Origin of the sequence: Streptococcus oralis SK610, from assembly GCF_000257455.1 — a bacterium.
In the GTDB taxonomy this organism is placed as follows: Bacteria; Bacillota; Bacilli; order Lactobacillales; family Streptococcaceae; genus Streptococcus; species Streptococcus oralis_CB.
Window position 1 is genome coordinate 142,461 of record NZ_AJKQ01000006.1, and the last position, 23,329, is coordinate 165,789.

At 42.6% G+C, this 23,329-nt stretch carries 23 protein-coding genes; 7 read left to right on the top strand and 16 right to left on the bottom strand.

All coding sequences use genetic code 11. The features are described 5' to 3' along the window. The first annotated feature begins 1 nt into the window (after position 1). Positions 2-499 (top strand): helix-turn-helix domain-containing protein, encoded by a 498-nt coding sequence (locus HMPREF1115_RS04295; RefSeq protein ID WP_025170975.1) that lies wholly within the window; start codon positions 2-4, stop codon positions 497-499. A gap of 150 nt (positions 500-649) precedes the next feature. Here HMPREF1115_RS04295 and mutL read toward each other — a convergent pair whose 3' ends face one another. Beyond that, complete coding sequence (gene mutL, locus HMPREF1115_RS04300; protein ID WP_000018189.1) at positions 650-2,599, bottom strand: DNA mismatch repair endonuclease MutL; 1,950 nt, start codon at positions 2,597-2,599, stop codon at positions 650-652. Between the two features lie 313 nt (positions 2,600-2,912). Between mutL and HMPREF1115_RS04305 the strand changes: the two genes are divergently transcribed. Beyond that, on the top strand, positions 2,913-3,353 hold the full coding sequence (locus HMPREF1115_RS04305) for a LytTR family DNA-binding domain-containing protein (RefSeq protein WP_000861943.1): 441 nt from the start codon (positions 2,913-2,915) through the stop codon (positions 3,351-3,353). Further along, positions 3,350-3,808 carry a DUF3021 domain-containing protein gene (locus HMPREF1115_RS04310; RefSeq protein WP_000743972.1) on the top strand — a complete coding sequence of 153 codons (459 nt, stop codon included), beginning with the start codon at positions 3,350-3,352 and terminating at the stop codon, positions 3,806-3,808. The genes HMPREF1115_RS04305 and HMPREF1115_RS04310 overlap by 4 nt, the downstream gene beginning before the upstream one ends. 39 nt (positions 3,809-3,847) lie before the next feature. Here the strand turns inward: HMPREF1115_RS04310 and mutS are convergent, their stop codons facing one another. Further along, complete coding sequence (gene mutS / locus HMPREF1115_RS04315) at positions 3,848-6,382, bottom strand: DNA mismatch repair protein MutS (protein ID WP_000179926.1); 2,535 nt, start codon at positions 6,380-6,382, stop codon at positions 3,848-3,850. A gap of 50 nt (positions 6,383-6,432) precedes the next feature. Then, a complete protein-coding gene (gene argR, locus HMPREF1115_RS04320) occupies positions 6,433-6,879 on the bottom strand; it encodes an arginine repressor (RefSeq protein WP_001231483.1) in 447 nt (148 codons plus the stop codon). 154 nt (positions 6,880-7,033) lie between these two features. Here argR and argS point away from each other — a divergent pair, with 154 nt between their 5' ends. The 3 genes from argS to HMPREF1115_RS04335 all read left to right on the top strand — a co-directional run bounded on the left by argS (position 7,034) and on the right by HMPREF1115_RS04335 (position 10,811). Next, positions 7,034-8,725, top strand: a complete 1,692-nt coding sequence (gene argS / locus HMPREF1115_RS04325; protein WP_001092717.1) for an arginine--tRNA ligase — start codon at positions 7,034-7,036, stop codon at positions 8,723-8,725. 379 nt (positions 8,726-9,104) lie between these two features. Beyond that, a complete protein-coding gene (locus tag HMPREF1115_RS04330) occupies positions 9,105-9,350 on the top strand; it encodes a hypothetical protein (RefSeq protein ID WP_000084865.1) in 246 nt (81 codons plus the stop codon). 198 nt (positions 9,351-9,548) lie between these two features. Beyond that, the gene (locus tag HMPREF1115_RS04335) at positions 9,549-10,811 is read left to right on the top strand and encodes an NRAMP family divalent metal transporter (protein ID WP_000084707.1); all 1,263 of its coding nucleotides are present in this window, start codon (positions 9,549-9,551) and stop codon (positions 10,809-10,811) included. Positions 10,812-10,891: 80 nt separating this feature from the next. Here the strand turns inward: HMPREF1115_RS04335 and nrdI are convergent, their stop codons facing one another. The 5 genes from nrdI to HMPREF1115_RS04360 all read right to left on the bottom strand — a co-directional run bounded on the left by nrdI (position 10,892) and on the right by HMPREF1115_RS04360 (position 15,591). Then, positions 10,892-11,362, bottom strand: coding sequence for a class Ib ribonucleoside-diphosphate reductase assembly flavoprotein NrdI (gene nrdI / locus HMPREF1115_RS04340; RefSeq protein ID WP_000724237.1), 471 nt, complete (start codon positions 11,360-11,362; stop codon positions 10,892-10,894). Positions 11,363-11,438: 76 nt separating this feature from the next. After that, the gene (locus tag HMPREF1115_RS04345; protein ID WP_000740041.1) at positions 11,439-11,972 is read right to left on the bottom strand and encodes an ABC transporter permease; all 534 of its coding nucleotides are present in this window, start codon (positions 11,970-11,972) and stop codon (positions 11,439-11,441) included. A 58-nt stretch (positions 11,973-12,030) separates the two neighbouring features. Further along, positions 12,031-13,317, bottom strand: coding sequence for a response regulator transcription factor (locus HMPREF1115_RS04350; protein WP_000278919.1), 1,287 nt, complete (start codon positions 13,315-13,317; stop codon positions 12,031-12,033). A gap of 11 nt (positions 13,318-13,328) precedes the next feature. After that, a complete protein-coding gene (locus tag HMPREF1115_RS04355) occupies positions 13,329-14,999 on the bottom strand; it encodes a sensor histidine kinase (protein WP_000800547.1) in 1,671 nt (556 codons plus the stop codon). After that, the gene (locus HMPREF1115_RS04360; RefSeq protein ID WP_000514465.1) at positions 14,977-15,591 is read right to left on the bottom strand and encodes a YesL family protein; all 615 of its coding nucleotides are present in this window, start codon (positions 15,589-15,591) and stop codon (positions 14,977-14,979) included. The genes HMPREF1115_RS04355 and HMPREF1115_RS04360 overlap by 23 nt, the downstream gene beginning before the upstream one ends. 133 nt (positions 15,592-15,724) lie before the next feature. On the opposite strand from HMPREF1115_RS04360, the gene HMPREF1115_RS04365 reads away from it, so the two are divergent. Further along, complete coding sequence (locus HMPREF1115_RS04365; protein ID WP_000739503.1) at positions 15,725-16,294, top strand: MptD family putative ECF transporter S component; 570 nt, start codon at positions 15,725-15,727, stop codon at positions 16,292-16,294. Positions 16,295-16,322: 28 nt separating this feature from the next. Here the strand turns inward: HMPREF1115_RS04365 and HMPREF1115_RS04370 are convergent, their stop codons facing one another. From HMPREF1115_RS04370 to HMPREF1115_RS04405, 8 genes are all read right to left on the bottom strand, one after another. Beyond that, a complete protein-coding gene (locus HMPREF1115_RS04370; RefSeq protein ID WP_000134266.1) occupies positions 16,323-17,015 on the bottom strand; it encodes a methionine ABC transporter permease in 693 nt (230 codons plus the stop codon). 1 nt (position 17,016) lies between these two features. After that, positions 17,017-18,078, bottom strand: a complete 1,062-nt coding sequence (locus HMPREF1115_RS04375; protein WP_000085662.1) for a methionine ABC transporter ATP-binding protein — start codon at positions 18,076-18,078, stop codon at positions 17,017-17,019. Further along, positions 18,071-19,444 carry a M20 family metallopeptidase gene (locus HMPREF1115_RS04380; RefSeq protein WP_000231772.1) on the bottom strand — a complete coding sequence of 458 codons (1,374 nt, stop codon included), beginning with the start codon at positions 19,442-19,444 and terminating at the stop codon, positions 18,071-18,073. The genes HMPREF1115_RS04375 and HMPREF1115_RS04380 overlap by 8 nt, the downstream gene beginning before the upstream one ends. Before the next feature lie 118 nt (positions 19,445-19,562). Beyond that, complete coding sequence (locus HMPREF1115_RS04385; protein ID WP_000694533.1) at positions 19,563-20,417, bottom strand: MetQ/NlpA family ABC transporter substrate-binding protein; 855 nt, start codon at positions 20,415-20,417, stop codon at positions 19,563-19,565. Between the two features lie 154 nt (positions 20,418-20,571). Beyond that, positions 20,572-21,414, bottom strand: coding sequence for an amino acid ABC transporter substrate-binding protein (locus tag HMPREF1115_RS04390; protein ID WP_000724926.1), 843 nt, complete (start codon positions 21,412-21,414; stop codon positions 20,572-20,574). Between the two features lie 102 nt (positions 21,415-21,516). Next, positions 21,517-21,840 (bottom strand): AzlD domain-containing protein, encoded by a 324-nt coding sequence (locus HMPREF1115_RS04395; protein WP_000253912.1) that lies wholly within the window; start codon positions 21,838-21,840, stop codon positions 21,517-21,519. Then, positions 21,830-22,525, bottom strand: a complete 696-nt coding sequence (locus tag HMPREF1115_RS04400) for an AzlC family ABC transporter permease (protein ID WP_000659758.1) — start codon at positions 22,523-22,525, stop codon at positions 21,830-21,832. Before HMPREF1115_RS04400 ends, HMPREF1115_RS04395 begins: the two co-directional genes overlap by 11 nt. A gap of 137 nt (positions 22,526-22,662) precedes the next feature. Then, complete coding sequence (locus HMPREF1115_RS04405) at positions 22,663-23,271, bottom strand: hypothetical protein (RefSeq protein ID WP_002882032.1); 609 nt, start codon at positions 23,269-23,271, stop codon at positions 22,663-22,665. Positions 23,272-23,329 lie beyond the last annotated feature (58 nt).

The window sequence follows — 23,329 nt, forward strand, 5'->3', positions numbered from 1 at the left end:
GATGAAACTCGCAGAAAAACTATTTGAACTCCGAAAGGAAAAAGGTTGGTCCCAAGAAAAGCTAGCAGAAAAAATTAATGTTTCTCGGCAAAGCATCTCAAAATGGGAGTCTGGACAAGTCCTTCCAGAAATCGAAAAAATCATTGAATTAAGCAAGATTTTCCAAGTAACAACTGACTATCTACTACTGGATGAAAACTCTGAAAAATCTTCCACGGCAGTGATTTTGGAGGAAGATAAGGACAAATACTATAGAGAAGTTAAATCCTTTGGCTTCTGGCAAGTGATTTATATTTTCGTCTTGGCTCTGGCTATCTATCTCTTTTTAGCCGGTTCTAGTTTTCCAGCCGAGTTCACCGCCTGGATTTGGCTGACCTTCGTTCTCTTAATCGCTTCAGCAATTGCGATCAACAAGACTTTCAAAACCAAACAACGTTATCTTGATAAGGTAATTGGGCCTGAGAATCCTTCAAACCAAGACGATTCTGCGAAATCTTGAATCAATTAAATCATATTTCTCAGTACTTTTATAGGACTGGTCCTGTCAAGCAAGTGTAAACCTCGTGTCAAGTTGCCCATGTCCATTCAAAATTCCCACCTTAGAAAAGCTAAAAAGCCTTGTTTGGAAAAACAAAGGCTTTTTGTGTTCTTAATATTTCCCCAACTCACGAAGACTGGTATGATTTTCTTGAATACGTCGGAACATCTTTTCCATATCCGACTTGGTAAAATGCACCAAAACGGGACGTCCGTGTGGACAGTTATAGGGATTGTCACATTGAGAAAGCTGATAAAGGAGCTGTCTGGCTGAGTGGTCATCGATACGATGGTTGGCCTTGATAGACCGCTTGCAGGACATCATGATAGCCAGCTCTGCTCGGTATTTCTTGATCGAAACTTCCTTGGTCAAGAGTAGCATATCACACATTTCATAGATACCAGACTCAATCTCCTCTTCTGACATCCAAATAGGATGTTCACGCAGGATAAATTGATTCTCTCCATACTCTGCTAAAAAGACACCCACTTCCTCTAAGAGAGGCATTCTTTCCTTGAGACGAAGGACATCATCTGCTGGGAATTCAAAGATGTAGGGCACTAGGAGTTGTTGCTGGCTCTGGTCAACATTGCCAATATTTTCGCGGTATTCCTCGTACTTAACCCTTTCCTGAGCCGCGTGCTGGTCTATGATGTAAAGTCCATCTCGCCCTTGGGCAAAAAGATAGGTCCCGTGCATCTGTCCGAAAAACTCCAACTCTGGGAAGCTGGATGATTCTTCTCGCTCTAGCTTGTCATAAGCCTTATCAAGACTGGCTAAGTCTAACTCTGGATGGTCTAATTGGTCATAGTTAGCAGGCTTTCTCTCTGCAAAATGCAGTTTTGCTGGCTTAGTCAATTGGTCCAAAGTTTCCTTAGCAAACAGGGTTAGGTCCCTACCCTCCGCAGTTAATTCAACCTGATGATCGGCCACCTCAGCTTGACTAGGTTTTGAGAGTTCTGTTTTTTCATAGTAAAGCGTATTTTCTTTGAGTGGGAGAATGGTCTGCTCTACCTTTTGACGATTACGCATGGTCGACTTGGCAAGATTTTCTAAAGCATCAGGTATCAAGGCTTGTTCCTTGAGACTATTTGAAATAGCTTCTGAAACCAGCGCCATCAGCTCTCTTTCCTTAGAAATCCGCACTTCTTGTTTGGTTGGATGAACATTGACATCAGCCAGATAAGGGTCGATATGGATGTGAATGACTGCCAGTGGAAAACGCCCCACCATAAGTTTGCTTCCATAACCATCTAAAATGGCACGATTGAGCAGGAAATTCTTGATATAACGGCCATTGATGAAGAGACTGATATAGTTGCGGTTGGCCCGAGTCAACTCAGGCAATGAAACAAAACCTGAAATTTCGAAATCTAGGTCAGAGTTCTCAATGGCAATCATCTTCTTAGCACTCGCCAAACCGTAAATCCCTGCTATGGCTTGACGCAGTTGACCAGTCCCTGCTGTCCGCGTCATTTCCTTGCCATCACTGATTAAACTAAAAGAAATCTCAGGATGAGCCAATCCCAGACGATTGACAATATCAATGATATGAGACAATTCCGCTTGCTGGCTCTTCATATACTTGAGGCGGGCAGGTGTGTTGAAAAAGAGGTCCTCCACACAAACCTTGGTCCCCACAGGACTAGTCGCTGGGATGACTTCCTCAACTTCTCCCCCACGCGCAACGAGCTTGGTCCCATGACTCGCACCATCCACCGCCGTCAACAAAGTCAAGACACTGACAGAAGCGATAGAAGGCAGGGCTTCACCTCGAAATCCGAGCGTCCGAATCCGAAAGAGGTCTGCCTGATTTTTTATCTTACTGGTCGCATGACGACGCAGGGCCAATTCCACCTCATCGTGGGCAATTCCATGACCATTATCAGTGATTTGGATTTTCTTGAGACCAGCTTCCTCAATCTCAATGATAATCTGGCTAGAACCCGCGTCGATGGCATTTTCTACCAACTCTTTGACTACACTGGCAGGACGTTCAATCACTTCTCCTGCCGCTATCTGGTTTGCCAACACTTCTGGCAATTCAATAATATGAGACATCTTTCAGCCCCTTTCTGTATCTATTTTCCTAGAAATTGATTAGTGCTATTATACCATATTTCAGATGTTACCAGAAAAAGCAAATGCCACATAGACGCTAAATCTGTCCACATAGGCAAAAGCTCTTGCCAGAGGTCGTAAAATAGTGGTATACTCAATAAAAATCAAAGAGCAAACTAGAAAGCTAGGCGCAGACAGTACTTTAGTACGGCAAGACGACGCTGATGTGGTTTGAATTTGATTTTTGAAGAGTATTAATAAAGGTGTACAAGAAGTGATCACAACTTTGTATGAAATATAAGGAGGGAAATTTATGAAAGTAGAACTACAGATTAAGGAGACTTATGAGGAGGAAAAGCTGATTGTCCAAACTCCTCAGCCGACCGAAAAAGTCCAGAAAATCATCGAGTTCGCAGAAAATCTTGACCAAAAAGAAACAATCAAAGGAAAGATTGATGATCAGGTCTATCTAATTAAGGTTAGTAAGATTCAACGCTTCTATATCGAGAATCGAAAGGTTCTAGCAGAAACTGCCAGTCAGACCTACAGCATTGATTTACGACTCTATCAGGTTCTTGAACTCTTGCCGACCACTTTTATCCAAATTTCCCAATCTGAAATCGTTAATATTGACGCTATCTCTCATCTCAAACTAACCCCCAACGGCCTAGTCGAAATCTTTCTCAAAAACGAAAGCTTCACCTACTCTTCACGCCGTTACCTAAAAACCATCAAGGAGAAATTAGAACTATGAAAAAACAAATCTTTCACGATGCAGCCGCTGGTGTACTCATCGGCCTCATCCTCTCTATCCTTTTTTCACTCATTTATGCACCAAATACCTATGCCCCACTGAGTCCCGAGTCTCTGATCGGACAAGTGATGGTGCAACATAAGGTTCACGGTGCTCTAGTCTTGCTCTACTGTATGGTCATCTGGTCAGCTATCGGCGTTCTCTTTAGCTTTGGCAGCCGCTTATTCAGCCGTGACTGGAGCTTGCTCCGTGCCACACTTTCCCATTTCTTCCTCATGCTGGCTGGCTTTGTTCCACTAGCAACTCTGGCTGGTTGGTTCCCCTTCCACTGGACCTTCTATCTCCAGCTCATTCCAGAGTTTGCGATCGTCTACCTCATCATCTGGGTTATTCTCTATAAAAGAGAAGCAAAAAAAGTAGACCACATCAATCAACTCTTGGCTCATAAAAAGTAATAGAAAAATCCCACTCACAAAAATGTGAGTGGGCTCTTTTTATAACTTTTGTTTGAACTCGACCAAGACATTCATAGCCTGCATAGGTGTCATATTGTACACATCCAGTTCAGCTAATTCTGCTAGAATAGGATGCTCTGCAGGCGCGTCAAAGAGTGACATCTGTTCCGTAACGGCACTTGTTTGCCTCATCGGAGTTGGGCTTTCTTGTCCCTGACTCTCCAGTTGCGTTAAAATCTTATCCGCTCTTGCTAAAAGTTCTCCTGGTAAGCCAGCGATCTTAGCAACGTGGATACCGTAGGATTTGTCAGCTGGTCCTGGTTCGATCTTATGAAGGAAGGTAACCTGTCCATCCTGCTCCAAGGTTGCCACGTGGACATTGATCAAGTGTTCCAAACTGGACTCCAGACTGGTCAACTCATGGTAGTGGGTCGCAAAGAGGGTTTTGGCTCCGATATGTTCATGAATGTATTCGATGATGGATTGGGCAAGAGCCATCCCATCATATGTTGCCGTTCCCCGTCCCAATTCATCGAAGAGAATGAGAGAATCCTTGGTCGCATGAGAAATGGCATTGTTGGCCTCCATCATCTCCACCATAAAGGTTGATTGACCTGAAACCAAGTCATCTGCTGCTCCGATACGGGTAAAGATAGCATCAAAAATCGGCAAATGGGCGCTTTCTGCCGGCACATACGAGCCTAGCTGGGCCATAATCGCCGTCATAGCTAGTTGGCGCATGTAGGTAGACTTCCCACTCATGTTGGGCCCTGTAATTAGCTGAATACTCGTATCTTCTGCCATCTGGATACTATTTGGAATATAGGTCTGAGCTCCCATGACCTTTTCGACGACAGCATGGCGCCCTTTCTGGATATCAATTTGTGAATCGTCTCCAAACTCAGGTCGGATCAAATGCTGGGTTTCAGCCACAACTGCGAGACTTTGCAAGACATCAACCGTCGCAATTCCTTGGGCTAAAGCCTGCAAACGCTGGATGTACTTGCTGACTTCTTCACGGATGCGCATAAAGATTTCGTACTCTAGGTTGGCTGACTTCTCACGCGCCTCCAGCATATCTCCCTCGATACGGGCTAATTCTTCGGTACCAAAGCGTTCTGAGTTTTTCAGCGTTGCCTTGCGGAAAAAGTGGGCTGGCACATTTCCCAGTTGCGAATTGGTCACATGGAAATAGTAACCATCTTTTTTATTGTAGTCAATCTTAAGCGTACTGATGCCAGAGTTTTCTCTCTCCTTAGCCTCAATCTCTGCAATCCAGCTGGTACCTTCTCTGAGCACACGACGGTACTTGTCTAAGGTCTCATCAAATCCCGTACGGATAATGCCACCTTCCGTAATCACGTGAGGAGCTTCAGGAGCAATGGCAGCACTAATCAAGCTCTCCAACTCAGGGATGGCATCTAACTGTTCGATAAGATAGGCCAGGGCAGGTTGCTCCATGCCTTCTAAAATCACACGAATCCGTGGTACACTGGATAAGGTGGTCGCCAACTGCAAGAGATCCTTGGGATTGGTCTTGCCAAAAGAAACCCGACTAGCCAAACGTTCGATGTCATAAACCCCCTTGAGACTGTCTGTCAAATCACTTCGCTCAAAGAAGTGGTCAAGAAAGACCTGCACCACGTCTTGACGTTGGACAATTCGCTTCTTATCAATCAAAGGACGATGAATCCAAGAACGTAAGAGCCGCATACCCATAGCCGTTTTGGTTTCATCTAAAAGCCAGAAAAGACTGCCTTGCTTCTTACCTGAACGGGCATTCTCAACCAAATCCAGACTGGTCTTGGTCGCATAATCCATCTGCAAGAAATCTTTGATTTCATAGCGGATAACAGGTTTGAGGTGGTTCAACTCCCTCATCTGGGTCCGGTGAACATACTGGAGGAGCTTACTAGCTGCTGCTTGCTCCACAGCTGCCAGTCGTGAATCCAGTAAATGAAGGTCCTCAAAGCCTTCTTTTTCATAAGAAAGTACCAGATTCATCTGACGGCTGAGGATTTGTTCTTCTTCCTCAGACAAGTCATAACCCAGCACCACTTCTCGAGCCTTGAGGTTGCGAATTTCCCCACAAACCAACGTAAAATCTAATAGACCTGTCACATAGAAATCACCCGTCACCAAATCCATATAAGCTAGACCAAACTGATTGCCATCACGATCTAAGGCAACCAAGAAATTATTCTGACTATCCGGCTTACTGCTATCAACGACCGTTCCAGGTGTGATGACCTGGACCACCTCTCGCTTGACAACACCAACTGCTTGTTTGGGATCTTCCATCTGCTCGGCTATGGCTACCTTATAGCCCTGCTCAATCAGAACATCGATATACTGCTGGGCAGAATGATAGGGGACACCCGCCATGGGTATCGGATTTTCTGCATTTTTATTCCGACTCGTTAAGGAAATTTCTAAAATCTGTGCTGCATTAATTGCATCTTCATAGAACAACTCGTAAAAATCACCCATTCGAAAAAGCAAAAAAGCATCTGGGTATTGTTTCTTAATATCCACATACTGTTGCATGCCGGGTGATAGCTTTTCTGTTGCCATTTTCCATCTCTCCTTGCTAAAAATAAGTCTTGAGAGCAACTCCCAAGACCTTATTTATCTTTCATCAAATCTAGCAAACGATCTTCCATCAACTTGGCAACGTGCTGGTCTCGACAAATAACCAATAAGGTATTAGCACCAGCAACCGTTCCTAAAATCCATTCATCCTTGTTTGCATCTACAATGTTTGCTAAGACTGCAGCTTCCCCAAGTTTGGTATGAAGTACCAAGGTGAACTCAGCTCTTGCAACTCCTTCTAAATGATGAGACAAAAACTCAACTAAATCAATCTTATCTGTCTCATTTGCTAGTACATAATACACCATATCATTTTTCTTAACCTTGGTCAAGCCGATTTCACGCAAATCACGCGACAAAGTCGTTTGTGTCACATAAACATTACGAGCTTCTAAACGATCTTGAATCTCTTTTTGTGTCCCAAGTTTTTCTTCGGTGATCATCTTTTTAATCAATTGATGCCGTTCTCTTTTTCTCATATTATCCTCTTAAGTGAATATTTATAACAACTTTTACATTTATTTTATAACTATATTATACCAAAAAAACTAGATAATTCAAAAAAATTCTTTTCTTTCTCAAAAAATGTAGTAAATTGTGTTAAAATAGTAAAAAAGCCCAAAAGGAGCCCTTATGAATACAAAAGAATTGATTGCTAGCGAGTTGGCTAGCGTCATTGATAGCCTGGATCAAGAGGCTATTTTAAATTTACTGGAAACACCTAAAAACTCAGAAATGGGAGACATCGCCTTCCCTGCCTTTTCTCTAGCAAAGGTCGAGCGTAAAGCTCCTCAAATGATTGCAGCAGATATTGCTGAAAAAATCAATAGTCAAGCCTTTGAAAAGGTTGTCGCTACTGGACCTTACGTCAACTTTTTCCTTGATAAATCTGCTATTTCGGCTCAGGTATTGCAGGATGTTATCACTGAAAAAGAGCACTATGCTGACCAAACCATTGGCAAGCAAGAAAATATCGTTATCGATATGTCTAGTCCGAACATCGCAAAACCATTCTCTATTGGGCACTTGCGTTCAACTGTTATCGGAGATAGCTTGTCACATATTTTCCAAAAGATTGGCTATCAAACAGTCAAGGTCAACCACCTAGGAGACTGGGGTAAACAGTTTGGAATGTTGATCGTTGCCTACAAAAAATGGGGAAATGAGGAAGCCGTTAAAGCACATCCAATCGATGAACTTCTTAAACTCTACGTTCGCATCAATGCTGAAGCTGAAAAAGATCCTAGCTTGGATGAAGAAGCACGCGAATGGTTCCGCAAACTGGAGAATGGAGATGAGGAAGCCCTCGCTCTCTGGCAATGGTTCCGTGATGAAAGTTTAGTGGAATTCAACCGCCTTTACAATGAATTGCAAGTTGATTTTGACAGCTACAACGGAGAAGCCTTCTACAATGATAAGATGGATGCTGTTGTAGACATTCTCGCTGAAAAAGGACTTCTTGTTGAGTCAGAAGGGGCTCAAGTTGTGAATCTTGAGAAATATGGAATTGAACATCCAGCCCTTATCAAAAAATCTGATGGTGCAACTCTCTATATCACACGAGACTTGGCTGCAGCTCTTTACCGTAAAAACGAATACCAATTTGCAAAATCCATCTATGTTGTTGGTCAAGAGCAATCTGCCCACTTCAAACAACTCAAGGCAGTACTACAAGAGATGGGCTACGATTGGAGCCAAGACATTGTCCATGTTCCGTTTGGATTGGTAACAAAAGAAGGGAAAAAACTTTCTACTCGTAAAGGAAATGTCATCTTGCTAGAACCGACTATCGCTGAGGCTGTTAGTCGTGCCAAGGCCCAAATCGAAGCGAAAAATCCTGAGTTAGAAAATAAAGACCAGGTTGCCCACGCTGTTGGAGTCGGGGCTATCAAGTTCTATGATCTTAAGACCGACCGTACAAATGGATATGACTTCGACCTTGAAGCTATGGTATCCTTTGAAGGGGAAACTGGACCTTACGTTCAATACGCCTACGCTCGTATCCAATCTATCTTGCGCAAAGCCGATTTCAAACCAGATACAGCTGGCAACTACAGCTTGAACGATGCTGAAAGCTGGGAAATCATTAAACTACTCCAAGACTTCCCACGTATTATCAATCGTGCAGCAGATAATTTTGAACCTTCGATCATTGCGAAATTTGCGATTAGTCTGGCTCAAGCTTTCAACAAGTACTATGCACATACACGTATCCTAGATGAAAGTCCTGAGCGCGACAGCCGTCTAGCCCTCAGCTACGCAACCGCAGTGGTCCTCAAAGAAGCTCTTCGTTTGCTCGGAGTAGAAGCGCCGGAAAAGATGTAAATCGCCAAAGTTACTTGATTGCGGAGCAATCTAAGTAACTAACGCCAAATCCTATTCGGACTTTGGCTAGGCGCTTCACTAGTTTTAGGACATAAATATGATCGATTTATGTCCTAAAACGTCGTAATCTTAAAGTTATTGGAACTAAAGCTCCTAATTGCTAGACGCTAGCCGCTTATATGCGGACTAGCTAACTGCTTCACTAATTCACCTAACCAAATAATATCGATTTGGTTAGGCTCATGTCGTAATCTTTTAAATTACTTGAAAGCAATCTGAAAGATTGAGGCAAAATAACATTTATATTTTGTTCGGCCTTGCAGCTGTTCAATGAAACAATTTATTCACTTTTACTATTTATCACACTGGGAGATTCCTTATGAGCCAATATGCTTATATCCTCGTTGTACTTAGCTTGGTTTTCCTTTTTCTGCTCAATAAGTACGAGAAGGAAAGACTTCAAAGACTCTACCAAGAGCAACTCTTGAAGGACGAGACATTTAGGTCTGACATCAAAGAGAAAATTCACACGACTGAAAATATCAATGATGTCATTGCACATATCAATAAAACTTACCATCTGGGAATGTTGCTCTCAAAAGACGTCACAGATCAATTGAAATAATCAAAATCCGAGAAGCTTTCTTCTCGGATTTTTTAGTCTTAACCATATTCTCCTTGGAGAAATTTCATTAACGCATGTAAAGTTTTCTGTAATTTTCTGTATTTTTTCAAAATATTCTTGCATTTCCTTTAAGTTTTTTGTAGAATAGTAGCTATCTATTCAGATTATTCTGAAAATTCAAAAATAGGAGTGTTTATTATGTCACAAGTTACGTTATCAAACCAGTCAACCTGGGCAAGCAAACTAAAGGCAATGGGGCCAGGAATCCTCATGGCTTCTGCCGCCGTTGGAGGTTCTCACATTGTATCCTCTACTCAAGCTGGTGGTTCTTATGGTTGGTCACTACTCCTCTTGGTTATCTTGGCCAATGTTTTTAAATATCCATTTTTCCGTTTTGGTGCCGAATATACTGCCGACACTGGTAAAACCTTGGTCGAAGGCTATGCCGAAAAAGGAAAACTCTATCTCTGGATTTTCTTTGTCCTCAATGTTTTCTCTGCTATGGTCAATACAGCTGGAGTCGCTATCCTTTGCTCAGCCATCATCGCTAGCGCTTTTCCAATGATTGGTCTTAGCATCACTCAATGGTCCCTTATCCTTGTTGCAGTCATTTGGGCCATGCTACTCTTTGGTGGCTACAAACTATTGGATGGTATGGCAAAATGGATTATGTCCGCTTTGACCATTGCAACAGTTCTTGCAGTTATTATTGCAGCAATTAAGCATCCAGAATATAGCTCTGATTTTGTCGAAAAGACACCTTGGCAAATGGCGGCCCTCCCTTTCATCGTTTCTCTCTTAGGATGGATGCCTGCTCCTATTGAAATTTCAGCCATCAATTCACTCTGGTCTGCTGAAAAGAAAAAGACTGTCAACTTTAATACAGAGGACGCCCTTTTCGACTTTAACGTTGGTTACATTGGAACTGCTATCCTAGCTGTATTCTTCGTGGCACTAGGAGCGCTTATTCAGTATCCTACAGGACAAGCAGTTGAAGCCGCTTCAGCCAAATACATTTCTCAGTTTGTGGGTATGTATGCCTCTGTTCTTGGAGAATGGTCTCGTTATTTGATCACCTTTATCGCCTTTCTTTGTATCTTTGGAACGGTCATCACCGTTATCGATGGCTACTCTCGTGTCAATCAGGAATCGCTGCGACTCTTGTTAAGTCAAAAAGAGGATAATCGTAAATCTTTGAACATCTGGATGACCCTCACAGCTATCATCGGTATCGTCATCATCAAGTTCTTTGCCGGTCAAGTTTCTACCATGCTCCGCTTTGCCATGATCGGTTCTTTCCTGACAACACCATTCTTCGCTCTCTTGAACTATGTTTTGGTGACACGTGAGAATAAAAATCTTCCTTCTTGGCTAAAACTCCTCGCTATCGCAGGATTGATTTTCCTCTTTGGCTTTGCTATTTTCTTTATCTATGCACTTGCCATCGGAAAAGCAGGATAGTTTATAAATGGCACCCTTACGGGGTGCTTTTTGTATACACAAAAAGCAGTTAAAAATCTCAACTGCCCCTCAGTACTACTTTATTTTTCTGTTTCTAACTCATACAAGTCTGCAATGATTGCTGCGACTTTTTTAATATCTCCCAGCATGCCTCTCATTTCAAAATCAGCCAAAACCGGGAATCCAAAACGCTGGCTGTACTGCTTGGCAGTCAGGCAGTATTGGTTATTAAAATTGCGATTACCAGATCCCACTACCCCAAAACACTTACTAGCATTGTCTCCATAGGCGATAAAGTCGCCCACTGGAGTCGTAAGAATCTCAACATCGCCGTTGTCGACACCATTTCCACCTTCTAGATAGGTTGGTAAAAAGGCGACATAAGGATGGTCCATCTCAAAGAAATCTTTCCCTTCCTTGACCAGATCCTTGATATGGATTTTTTGGACCTCAATTTCTTCGTACTGAGACAAGAGATAATCCTTGAGTCGGGTTACAAAACTCTCTGTATTCCCACTCAAACTGATATACACTAAGGATATTTTTTTCATATTGACCTCGATTTTTTGTTTACGATTTAAAAAGAACTACCAAGATTGTAACTTGATAGTTCTCTTTTGTCAATACTTAGGCAACTTCCTCTGCTTCGGCTTCTTCAGCCAAATCTTTTTGCTGGCGCCACATCTTGTAGAATACCAAGGCTAAAAAGAGGACATTGATGATGATGAACAAAATATTCGTTCCTTGTGCTAATGCTCCCATTCCTAAGCCGAGGGTAGTATCTTTGATTAATTGAACTGCATCTTGAACGTTCATATAGCTATAAACCAAACCAACAATAGCTAGTAGAACATAGCCAATATAAGCATAGTTTGCAAATTGGACGTTTTTACGAACTAAGAACACAAAGGCTACCACAACTAAAATAGCAGATAAAACAATCAAAACTACATTAAAAATTGAGTGCGATGACGCTGTTACTTGGTAAGTATAGTTGACTGTGTCTTCTAATTGCTGAGCAGTAAGCGTCCCGCTATTCGCCAGGCTAGCACGAAGCACATCTTTACTTGGCAATGGACTCAAGATTCCAAATAATGACATAGATGAAATAAGGGCTGATAGGACTAACAAAACCCAAAGATAAATAGGATTCTTTTTCATGTTTTCCTCCATAAGATATTTTGAACATTATAGCATTTTTTGTACAGGAATACAACTTTTACAAGCTGGTTTCAACTTGTTTCCGATAGGCTTTCGGTGATTTTCCGCACAATTTACGGAAAACCTTGTAGAAATATCCAACATTACTGTAGCCAACTGCATAGCAAATATCTTCGATACTATCACTGGTTGAAAGTAAGAGTTGTTGCGCCGCCTTAATTCGCTGTTTATTGAGCAATTCCGCAAAGGTTGAGTTGGTTTCCCTCTTGATTAGCTGACCGAGATAGACAGGATTGATAAAGAGATCCTTGCTAATATCCTTAAGTGAGAGCTCTTTCTGATAATCACGCCCAATCACCTCCAGAACGCTCACCACATTTTCATTCATGCGGTACTGACCAAAAAACTTGGTCAAAGTTTCTTTGATATAGGCAACCAATTCTTCAAAGGTGTTAATGGCATGGATAGCTTTGACAATCTCGGTCATATCATCTGCTTTTAGGTGTTCAAACAAATGAAAGACATCCATGACAAACTGGGTGAAGAGCTGCTTCGTGATGGCCACGCGCGGAGTATTCTCCAAAACAACCTTCTCTAGCAGGGTTAATTCTTCGATGATTTGATTGATATTCCCTTGGATAATCACCCGATAAATCGGCTCGTAATAAGCAAACAAACTCTCGGATTTTTCTAGATTGACTGAACCGTAGAAGAGGGCTTTTTCAGCGTTGATCTTCCAATTCTCAAAGGACTGCTGGAAGGGTGCTTCAAATGGTGCCACGATGATGCCGTCGAGCGGTTGATCAGAGATGAAAATCTGCCAGTCTTGCCCCAAAATATAGTAAGGAATGGTAAAAGAACCTTGCTTTTCCTTTGAAAGTCCTATCCACCAGCTGTCTTTACCTGCTAAGAAGTTGACAAAGCCTTCTTCATCCAATTCTTGGCTGAGAGTCTGACTCTGCTCCACCTTTTCCTGAAGCTGCTGCGCAATCTTTTCTAGTAAATTGCCCAACTCCACCTTGTCTACTGGCTTGACCAGATAATCCACGACACTAAGGTTCATGGCTTTTTTTACGTAGTCAAACTCCTGATAACCAGACAGCAAGATATAATAGGTATCTGGAAGTAGCTCTTTCATTTCCCTAATCATCTCAAGTCCGGTCTTATCTGGCATGTTGACATCGGAAATGACCACATCTACTGGATTTTTCTTAACATAGTCCAAAGCATCATCTGCGTGATTAGCTGTTGCGACGACTTGCATATCCCATTTTTCAAAGGGGATTAATCGCTTGAGCCCCTCTGTCACCATGTACTCATCGTCTACTAATAAAACTTTATACATTTCTACCCTTTCTATTCATCCTGGATAGTGATATGGTAACGAACACCTTCTTGCTCAGCTGACTCTACACTGATTTGGTAGCGATCCCCAAAGTAGAGAACAAAGCGTTCGTGTACATTTACTATTCCAATTGATTGCCGCTCCCCACTATAGCTTGCTTCGTGTTCAAAACTTCTCTGAGCTAATTTTTCCTGCAAGCTAGCTAGTTTCTCAGCGGGCATTCCTCGACCATTGTCTTCCACTAGGATTTCAACGAAGCCTTGGCCCTTCAAGGCTTTGATACTGATGACATTATCCGTTCTGCGATGGTCAACACCATGGGCAAAGTAGTTTTCTACTAATGGTTGGAGTGTAAATTTTGGAATCCTCATTTCTTCCAATTCTGGTGCGATCTTGAAACCATAGGCAATGGATTTAGGATAACGTACCATACAGAGATAGCTATATTTTCGGCAAAATTCCAACTCTTGCTTTAACGTCGTTTCCCGCTCGTCGGAGATATTGTTGCGTAACAAGCTACTAAATTCATAGATAATATCTGCCAGTTCATCCTGACTTTGCATGACGGCATACATCCGTAAAAACTCCAGAGTATTGTACATAAAGTGAGGATTGATTTGAGCCTGTAGAGCTCGCATATTGGCATCTTTTTGACTGAGCTCTAGCTGATAGATATCGTGGATATTTTTTTCCAGGCGTTCCAACATATCATTGGTTGTTTCTGCAATGAGAAGCAACTCTTGGTCTTTTTCAGAGGTATCAATTCGAAGGCCTTCTTCCCCTTGAGCAATCACCTCGATCGAATCTACTAGGTCTACGACCTGCTTTTGGTAATTTGAAAAAGTCTGTCTAAGGGTCACGTACAAAATAATGATAAAGAGAATACTTAGCCCAATAATGACAGCTGAACTCATCAAAGTTCCTGTAAGAACAAAATTTTTAGGAACAGCAACTCGAACCTGATAACCGTGAGAGGTGACACCTACAAACCAGTTTTCTCGCTCGGCTGAGACCTTCTCCCCAATATGGAACATCTCAGTCTCAAAAGGCGAAGTTACTGTTACAGCCATTGGGATATGACCCCGAGTATTGTCAATAGCGCCATGTAAAACATCTGGGGATAGGGAGATATAGATCACTCCTAAATCCTTGTCAGACACAGGATCGGAAACAGGAATGGCAAAACTATTGGCTGTTGGCTTAAAATCCTCCGCAGGAATTTTCTCTCCACTGCGTTTTTCTCTAGTCGAAACATAGACTTCCTTATAGTCCTGAAGAACAATGGCCACTCCAGTCACAAAATCATTCCGAACATAGAGGTCATCAATATTTTCATACAGGGAAACCGAGATATAAGGCGAAGTTTTACGCTCTAATTGCCAATAGAAATAGTCTGGTGTGCTGAGACTGAAATACTTGTAAATCCCTTCGATGCGGGCCTGATTTTCAACCAAAGACTGAGCAAGTTGGGTTGACTCTCTGTGATAATATTCCACTTCACTCACTGTCCTAGTGGTCACACGTTCTGCAACCCTTTGGGCTTCTTTCTCACGCGAGTCCCAGTCAGCATACGAGAGCATAATCGCAAAACTGGCAATGACCACGATCATAACCAAACTATAAATCCGTAAAAGAGAGTGAAGCCAGAACTGCTTCATTCTATTTTGTTGCCAATTTTTCATGGATACTTTCATAAATAGGTTCCAACATATCACTGATAAAGAAATGCCACATTCCAATTCCTACAAAAAAGAGCAAGGCAGGCATATAATAACCAATTCCTACAAGGAGAGCGGACCCGAGTAAAACCTTGGCAATCGCAGGTAGGCTCATAAAAATCCCGATAAGGGACAGTTTTAAGGTGTTTTGGTAGGATAAATCAAAGTACACCTGAAGTTTCAAGGAAACAGTATAGGCTAGAAAGACAAGGGCCACTACAAGGACGTTGAGAAAGGTCGCTAAGAGGTGGAAAATGGTCTGGTGGGGCAATTGAACTAGAAGATATAAACCATAAACCAGTACAAGATCTACAAACACAAAACTATAGAAAGCCAGATTGCTCTTGACAAAATTGCTCTTATACAATTCCCAAGCTTCCTTCAAATGGTATGCTCGATAGGTATACCCATGCTCCGCATACAAACTCATCAGGGTGGCACTAGCTGGTGCCAAACCAAAGACCACTCCTCCTGCTAGTGTTAATAGCCAGAAATAAGCCGTCGCCATCATCCCCAAAAAGATACGATTAAAGACGAATTCTAGAAACTTTCCCATGCTACTCTCCTTAAACTAACGATGTAACTATTATATCATATTTCAAGCGTTTTCAAAAATATAGAACTCCCATTTACAATCCTCAAAAAGCGTGATACAATGGGTTTTGTTAGTCTATATCAAGGAGATTCTCATGAAGAAAAATATCTTAACCACCCTCTTGGCTGCCGTCCTCTACTTTCTCTGTCTAGGGATTGGAGTCTTCCTAGGACACCTGGTCGACCAGACAGGCAATATGTTCTACGCACCTGCCTTTTCTGCCCTTTTCGGTGGCAGTGTCTACATGCTTCTTTTGACGAAGGTCCCTCGTTTTGGCGCTATCACCACTCTAGGACTTTTTATAGCACTTTTCTTCCTAGCTAGCAAGCATGGCGCTGGTGCCTTTCTCCCAGGACTCGCCTGTGGTCTTGCAGCAGATGCCCTCGCTCGTCTCGGAAACTACAAAGACCGAATCAAAAACACCCTCTCTTTCCTCGTCTTTGCTTTTAGCACAAGTGGCCCTATCTTCCTCATGTGGATCCGTCCCAAAGCTTACATGGCCACCTTACTTGCGCGTGGAAAATCCCAAGAATACATTGACCGTATCATGGTCCCTCCAGAGTTGGACAAAATCCTTCTCTTTGTTTCAAGCATCCTCCTAGGTGCCTTGATGGGTGCTTTGATAGGGCAAACCATTAGTAAAAAGCTTACACACAAGATCTAATCACTAAAAAAGAGCCCTTCGGCTCTTTTTATTTATGGCTTAATTTCTTGGTCAAGAAATCTCCCAAGAACTGGATTGTAAAGATAATCAAGATGATAATGATGGTCGCCAAGATGGTCACATCGTGATTGTAACGGTTGAATCCATAGGCAATGGCCACATTACCGATACCACCAGCACCAACTGCTCCCGCCATAGCTGTTTCCCCAACAAGGGAAATCAAGGTCACTGTCGTCACACGAATCAAATCTGGAAGACCTTCTGATAGGTAAACACCCACGATATCCCAGAAGGTCGCTCCGCTTGCTTGAGCAGCCTCAATGACACCACCATCTAACTCAGCCAAGACAACCTGCACCTGACGGGCAAAGAAGGCAAAGACCGCAAAAGAAAGGGGGACAAGGGCTGCATTTGGACCGATACTCGTCTTCACAATCAAGTGAGAAAGTGGCGACATGATTGCCAAGAGGATGATGAAAGGAACCGCACGGAAAATAGAGGTGATCTTATCCAAAATCCAAAAGATAACCTTATTTTCCAAGACACCACCTGGCGCTGTCAAGACGAGGAAAAGACCTGCCACCAGCCCCAAGAATCCTCCGATGATGAAGGAAAGAACTGTCATATAAAGAGTTAGGTAGATAGCCGTTCCCCAGCCTGCCTGACCAGCCCAGCCCATCTTGTAGACATTTGGTAGATAAGTTTGAATAAACTCTGTCATTTTACTGTCCTCCCTTCAATACTTTTAGCTGTACGCCTGCTTGACGAATAGCTTCTTGAGCACCTGCTAATGCTGCTTTTTCACCTGACAAGACCACAACCAATTCTCCGACGGGAGTGCCATCGAGAATTTCGATATTTCCATAAAGGATATTAGCCGTTACTTGGTAATGTTTGTACAATTCATTCAAAAGTGGTTCGTCTGTCGAAGCCCCTGCATACTTGAGCTGCACTAAAATACTGTTCTCAGATAAATGTTCTACGATTTCTTGCTTCTCAATCTTAACCATGGCTTCGTCAATACCTGTTGCAGTAGAGATGAAGTCTTGGGTCAAAGGTTGTTTAGGGTCTGAGAAGATTTCAAGGACACTACCCTCTTCAATCAAATGCCCATCCTGCATGACTGCCACACGGTTGGCAATGTCTTTGACAATCTGCATTTCGTGTGTAATCAAGACAACGGTCAAGCCTAATTTTTGGTTCAAATCTTGCAACAAGGCCAGAATTTGCTTGGTTGTCTTAGGGTCGAGGGCAGATGTTGACTCGTCTGAAATCAAAATTTTCGGATCATTTGCTAAGGCACGCGCAATGGCCACACGCTGTTTTTGCCCTCCTGACAGTTGTGAAGGATAGTTTTCAGCACGATCTGCCAAACCAACCAAGTCTAACAACTTAGCCACTTTAGCTTTCTTTTCTTCCTTGCTGAGTCCAGAGTGTTTAAGGGCAAAGGCTACATTTTCCTCTGCTGTCTTTTGACTCATGAGGTTAAAATGCTGGAAAATCATCCCGATATCTTGACGTTTGCGACGCAACTGCTCTGCCGTCAAGGTCACCTTGCCATCAAAAATCACATCGTCATCAATGGTAATTTTCCCAGCAGATGGCTTTTGCAAGAGGTTAATCACTCGAACTAAAGTGGATTTTCCTGCTCCAGAATATCCAACGATACCATAGATATCCCCTTCTTGGATGTGAATGGTCACATCCTTGACCGCTGTGATGGTTCTCTTCTTTTGGTGAAAAGTCACATCAATCTGATCTAACTTGATAATATCTCTACTCATAGCTTCTAATCAGCTCCTCTACTAATTCAATATGGGTGTAGTAATCGGCGATTCGCACGTTTTCATCTCCACCATGGTCTCGGCTATTGGCATTTCCTAGACCGAAGGCCACCATTGGTACCTCTAGGGCATCAAAGACCGTATGCATAGGTCCTGTCCCCGCTGTTGTCGGTAAGACCGATACGCCCTGCGGATAGAATTTCTTGGCCAACTCGATTACGTTGAGAATGGCTGGCGCGCTCATATCGCTTCGATAGCTCATCTCTCCCAAGGTATAGTATAATTCTACCTTATCAAAGCCATTTTTGTCTAGCTGTTTCCGAATTTTTTCCAGAACATCATGTGGTTCTAGGCCAGGAACCAAACGAACCTCTAACTTAGCACTGGCTTCTGCTGGCAAAATCGTTTTAACCCCTTGCCCTTGATAACCTGACTGAATCCCTTCGATATTAAGTGCTGGCTCGAAAAAGAAACGTTTTAGAAAGGCTGCACGATCCTCTTGTAAGAGAGGCAATTCCAAACCATAAATGCGACTAATTTCCTCAGGATTGCGTTGGGCATAGGTATCTACCAAGGCTAGTTCTCGTTCATTTGGCTCTTGAACATCCTCGTACAAGCCTTCTACTAAGATACGTCCATCTGCTGCACGTAGGCTACTTAAGGCCTGGATAAGATACCACGGTGCTGACTCCACGACACCACCATAACTCGAGTGGATATCCACATCCGCACTCTTCACCTTAGCATCAAAGGTCACGATTCCCTTGTTTCCGCCAGAGATTTCCAGCTGTTCCAAGGCGTTCTTGGTTCCTTGTTCCCAGACTAGCAAGTCCGCTCCACGAAGTTTGTCTGCGTGTTTCTCTAAATACTTATCTAGATCCATGGAAGCAGACTCCTCTGCTCCCTCCATGATAAAGCTGATATTGACAGGCAGGTCATCATGGTGCTGCATATACTTTCTCAAAGCACTCAAACGAGCTGTGATGTGGCCTTTGTCGTCGTCAACCCCACGCCCATACATAAAACCATTTCGCACAGAAAGGGTAAAAGGATCCTCTGTCCACACCTGGTCGCCATCCGCTGGAACGGTGTCATAGTGATTATAGAAGATCAAGGCCTTGGCATCCGGACGCGAACTCTTGAAATGCGCCATGACAAAGGGAGCCGTGTAGCTCTCATCAATCTCCACTTCAGCCCCTACACGCTTGAAAATCTCACCTAGATAGTTTGCGACTTCCTTGAGTCCAACCTGCTGGGCAAAGACTGATTTCTTGGAAATCAAGGTGCGCAAGACTTCAAAATAATGTTGGGCCACATGATCCTTCTCAAATTTTTCAATCTGCTCTTGTTCGCTAGGAAAAACCATTTTCTCTCTCTTTCTACTACGTACTTGCGTCCTTGGAACGACCACAAGTGCCTCTTTAAAATCAACTCTCTATACAAAAGCAAGAGGTGGAAACTCTCTCCCACCTCCCTGTGTCTTATTACCAAACTGGTTGGTCCAAACCGTCTGATGTTTCTTCGATAACTTTTTTCACTTCATCAGTGTGGTAAGCTGCGATAATTTTCTTGATGGCATCAGCCTTAGGTGATGATTCCCAATCTTTTTTCGCAACGATGATGTTGTACCATTGTTTTGAGTTTTCATCAGCTTGTTCTTTGAAGAGTGCTTTCTTGTAGTCCAATTTTGCTTCTGTAACGAAGGTATTGTTTACAACGGCAGCATCAACTGATGACAATGAACGAGCTGTTTGGCTAGCGTCCAATTCAGTAATCTTCAAGTTCTTTGGATTTTCTGTGATGTTAGCAACTGTTGCAAGTGCAGTTCCAGAAACATCCAATTTGATCAAACCAGCTGATTGAAGCAAGTAAAGCGCACGGCTTTCGTTTGTTGCATCGTTTGGTACGGCAATTTCACCGTTATCTGGGATTTCTTCCACTTTGGTGTACTTGTTTTCTTCCCCATTTTTACCTGAGTAAAGGCGGATTGGTGAGATGTACGTATCTGCAATCGCTACAAGATCTTTCCCGTTTTCTTTGTTCCAGTTGTTCAAGAAGTTGTAGTGTTGGAAAGCGTTCAAGTCTACTTCGCCATCAGCAGTTGCCTTGTTTGGTTGTGAATAGTCTGTGAACTCTGTGAATTCCAATTTAATTCCATCTTTTTCAACCAATTCTTGGATTTTATCCCAACGTGCTTCTTCAGAACCGCTACGGTTAACTGTTGCAATTTTGACAACTGTTTCGTTATCTGCTTTCTTTTCTGAATTTCCGCAAGCGGCAAGAGTCAAACCTGCGACTGTAGCAAGCGCTGCTACACCGAGCCATTTTTTAATTTTCATGATTCTTTCTCCTTTAAAAATAATACCGTAACAGTATCTCATACTTTATTTGATTTAGCAAATTGTTATTAGATAGGCAGACATATAGTTTGAAACTATATACCCAAACATTGAGAAATCATCCGCCTTTCTCAGACTGGATGATTTCATACGATTATTTAATATCAGCTTCTGCTGGGAGATAAGTGTCCCCGAAGAACTGTTTAGACAATTTTTCAAGAGTTCCGTCTTTGTAGAGTTCTTGGATACGTTTGTCTACAAATGATTTCAACTCATCTTGACCTTTAGCAAGAAGTGGGTAAACGTAAGGTTGTTGGTCGCTTGGAAGTTCAATGACTTTCAAGTTGTCCAAACCTTGGTTTTTGATAACTGTCTCTACACCGATTTTATCAAAGATCTTGTAGTCAAACTGACCATCGCTCAAACGTGACATGATTTGTTGGAAATCAGCCTTGGTATAGTTAAGAACCGTTGGATTGTCTGCGTGTTGTTTGTTATAATCTTCTAACTGTTTAGCTGATGTTGTCCCTTGAACAACCTCAGTAGACTTGCCTCCGATATCATCAAGTGACTTGATGCTGTCGTCATCTTTCTTCACAACGAGAACGTTAGGGTTTTTAGCAGTTGGTGCTGCATAAAGGTACTTTTCAGCACGTTCTTTGGTATAGCTGATATTGTTCACAGCCATTTGGTAGCGATCGCTATCAAGGCCTGCAAAGACACCTGACCACTCTGTCTTTTCAAACTTGACATCGTATTTGTCAGAGTCTTTAAAGATAGCACGGACTACTTCAATCTCATAACCAGTCAACTCGCCATTTTCTTCGTAGTTAAATGGTTTTGGTGAAGCATTGGTTGCAACGATAATTTCTTTCTTACCAGATGCTGCTTCGCTAGTTGCAGTATCTTTCTTATCTCCACCTGAGCAAGCTGCTAGTACACCTGCGGCAACAAGTCCTAGAGCAGCAAAAGATGAATATTTGACGATTTTTTTCATGTCATTTCCTCCAAAATAGAATACTTTACTATCTTAACAGAAAATATCTTTTTTTGCCATTATATGATATCTATCTCGGTGATAGGTTTTTTTTATGACTGACTAAAAGACCAGGCGCAAGACTGCAATCAAGACCACTCCAAAAAGAACTGTACCCACTAGATTGCGGTAGCGAAAGGCTACCCAAGCCGTTGGAAAGACTGCTAAAAAGTCCAGCCATTTGATTTGAGGAAGGCTGCCAACCTTGCCAGTCACTACGCTTGAAAGGATCAAGGCAAAGATAATGGAAACAGGCAAGAACTTCAAAAACCGCTCAACGATAGCTGGCAACCCCTTGTACTTAACCAAGATGAAGGGAATCATACGGGGAATCCAAGTCACTAATCCAGAAAAGACGATTGCCATTAAAATATACTTACTGACCATCTAAGACCACCCCCATGGTACAACCTAGCAAGGTCGCAAACAAAACAGCTAGCGACTGAGACACCACTGTCAAGAGCAAAACGAAGGACACCGCAACAACTGCTAGGATCCGCAGCAGATTCCGTACAGGAACCCGTCTTTGCATAATCTGAAATTGTGAAGTAAAAATCCCGATAAACATCCCAACAAGGGCAAAGTCCAATCCAAAGACCTCAGGATTTGGAAGAAGGCCACCTAAAGCTGTCCCCGCCACTGTCCCAATAAACCAGGCTACATAACTATTGAGATTGTTCCCGTGCATCCACATGGGATGAACCTTGTCTGTATGGGCTAATTCGCCCATCAAAACCCCATAGGTCTCATCTGTCAGGAGACTGGACATGCCGATATTTTGCCAGAGACTAGTATGACGGAAATAGGTCGATGCATGCAAGCTCAGCAAAAAGAGTCGCAAGTTGATCAAAAAAACTGTCATAGCAACGGCTGCCACAGGCGCTTGTACCGCAATCAGTGCCAACATGGCAAACTGGGCACTCCCGGCATAAACAAAGAGGCTCATCAAGCCCATCTCAACAGGTGTCACATAAGGCGCACCAATAATCCCACAAGCTAAACCAATGCTGACATAGCCAAGGGCAGTCGGCATGGCCGCCTGAACACCTTCCCAAAATCCTTTTTCTTTCATCCTTCTCCTCATATTTTCTCCAATTGAGGCTGTTCATCATCACAGCCACAGCACGGACTATTATAACATATTCAAAGAAGAGAAAAAAGTTTCGGATTCGAAATCTATTGCCAGCAAAAAGTGCTGAAGAGGAAGTGTCATGGATACATGAGAAATTGATCCACTCGAATCATATACTTGTTGGCTTCAGTTTTTTCAGCATATTCATCTTCTGTCGGATAGACATCGACCCAGAGTTCCCACTGTTGTCCCTTCAACTTGACCTTGTAGCGATAACCGTCATCGTATAGTCCTACCGGATCAGTGGTCATAGACTGGTAATCTGGAAGAGCTTCAAGTTCTTTTTTTACAGTCTGGGATAAGTTATCGAGCAATGCTTGCTGCTCAGCTTTTGAGGCAACGGGAAAATAAGCCGCTACTGTTTCCAAGTAATGCGACTTTGAAAATGTAAAGGTTACTCGGCCTGGATAGCCTTTCAAAGTAATCTGCTCATAGTGATAGAAAAGGCGGCCTGTTTTATAGAAATACGGCTCTTCTGCACGCCAAGTATCACGATAGGCCATTTCCTCTTCTTCCTCCACCTCGCTAGCCTCTCCCAATACTTCTTCAAAAGATTTAACAGGCATACCGAAAGAAAGGGATTCAAACAAGACCAGTTGTGTCTTTTTGATATTCTGGCAAGCTGATAAAAGCATGAGTAAAGCTCCAAGAGCAAGCAGACTACTGATTATTTTTGTAAATTTCATCTTTCTACTATACTAAAAAAGGTTAGGATTTGTCCAAGATAAAAGAGTCAACAATTAA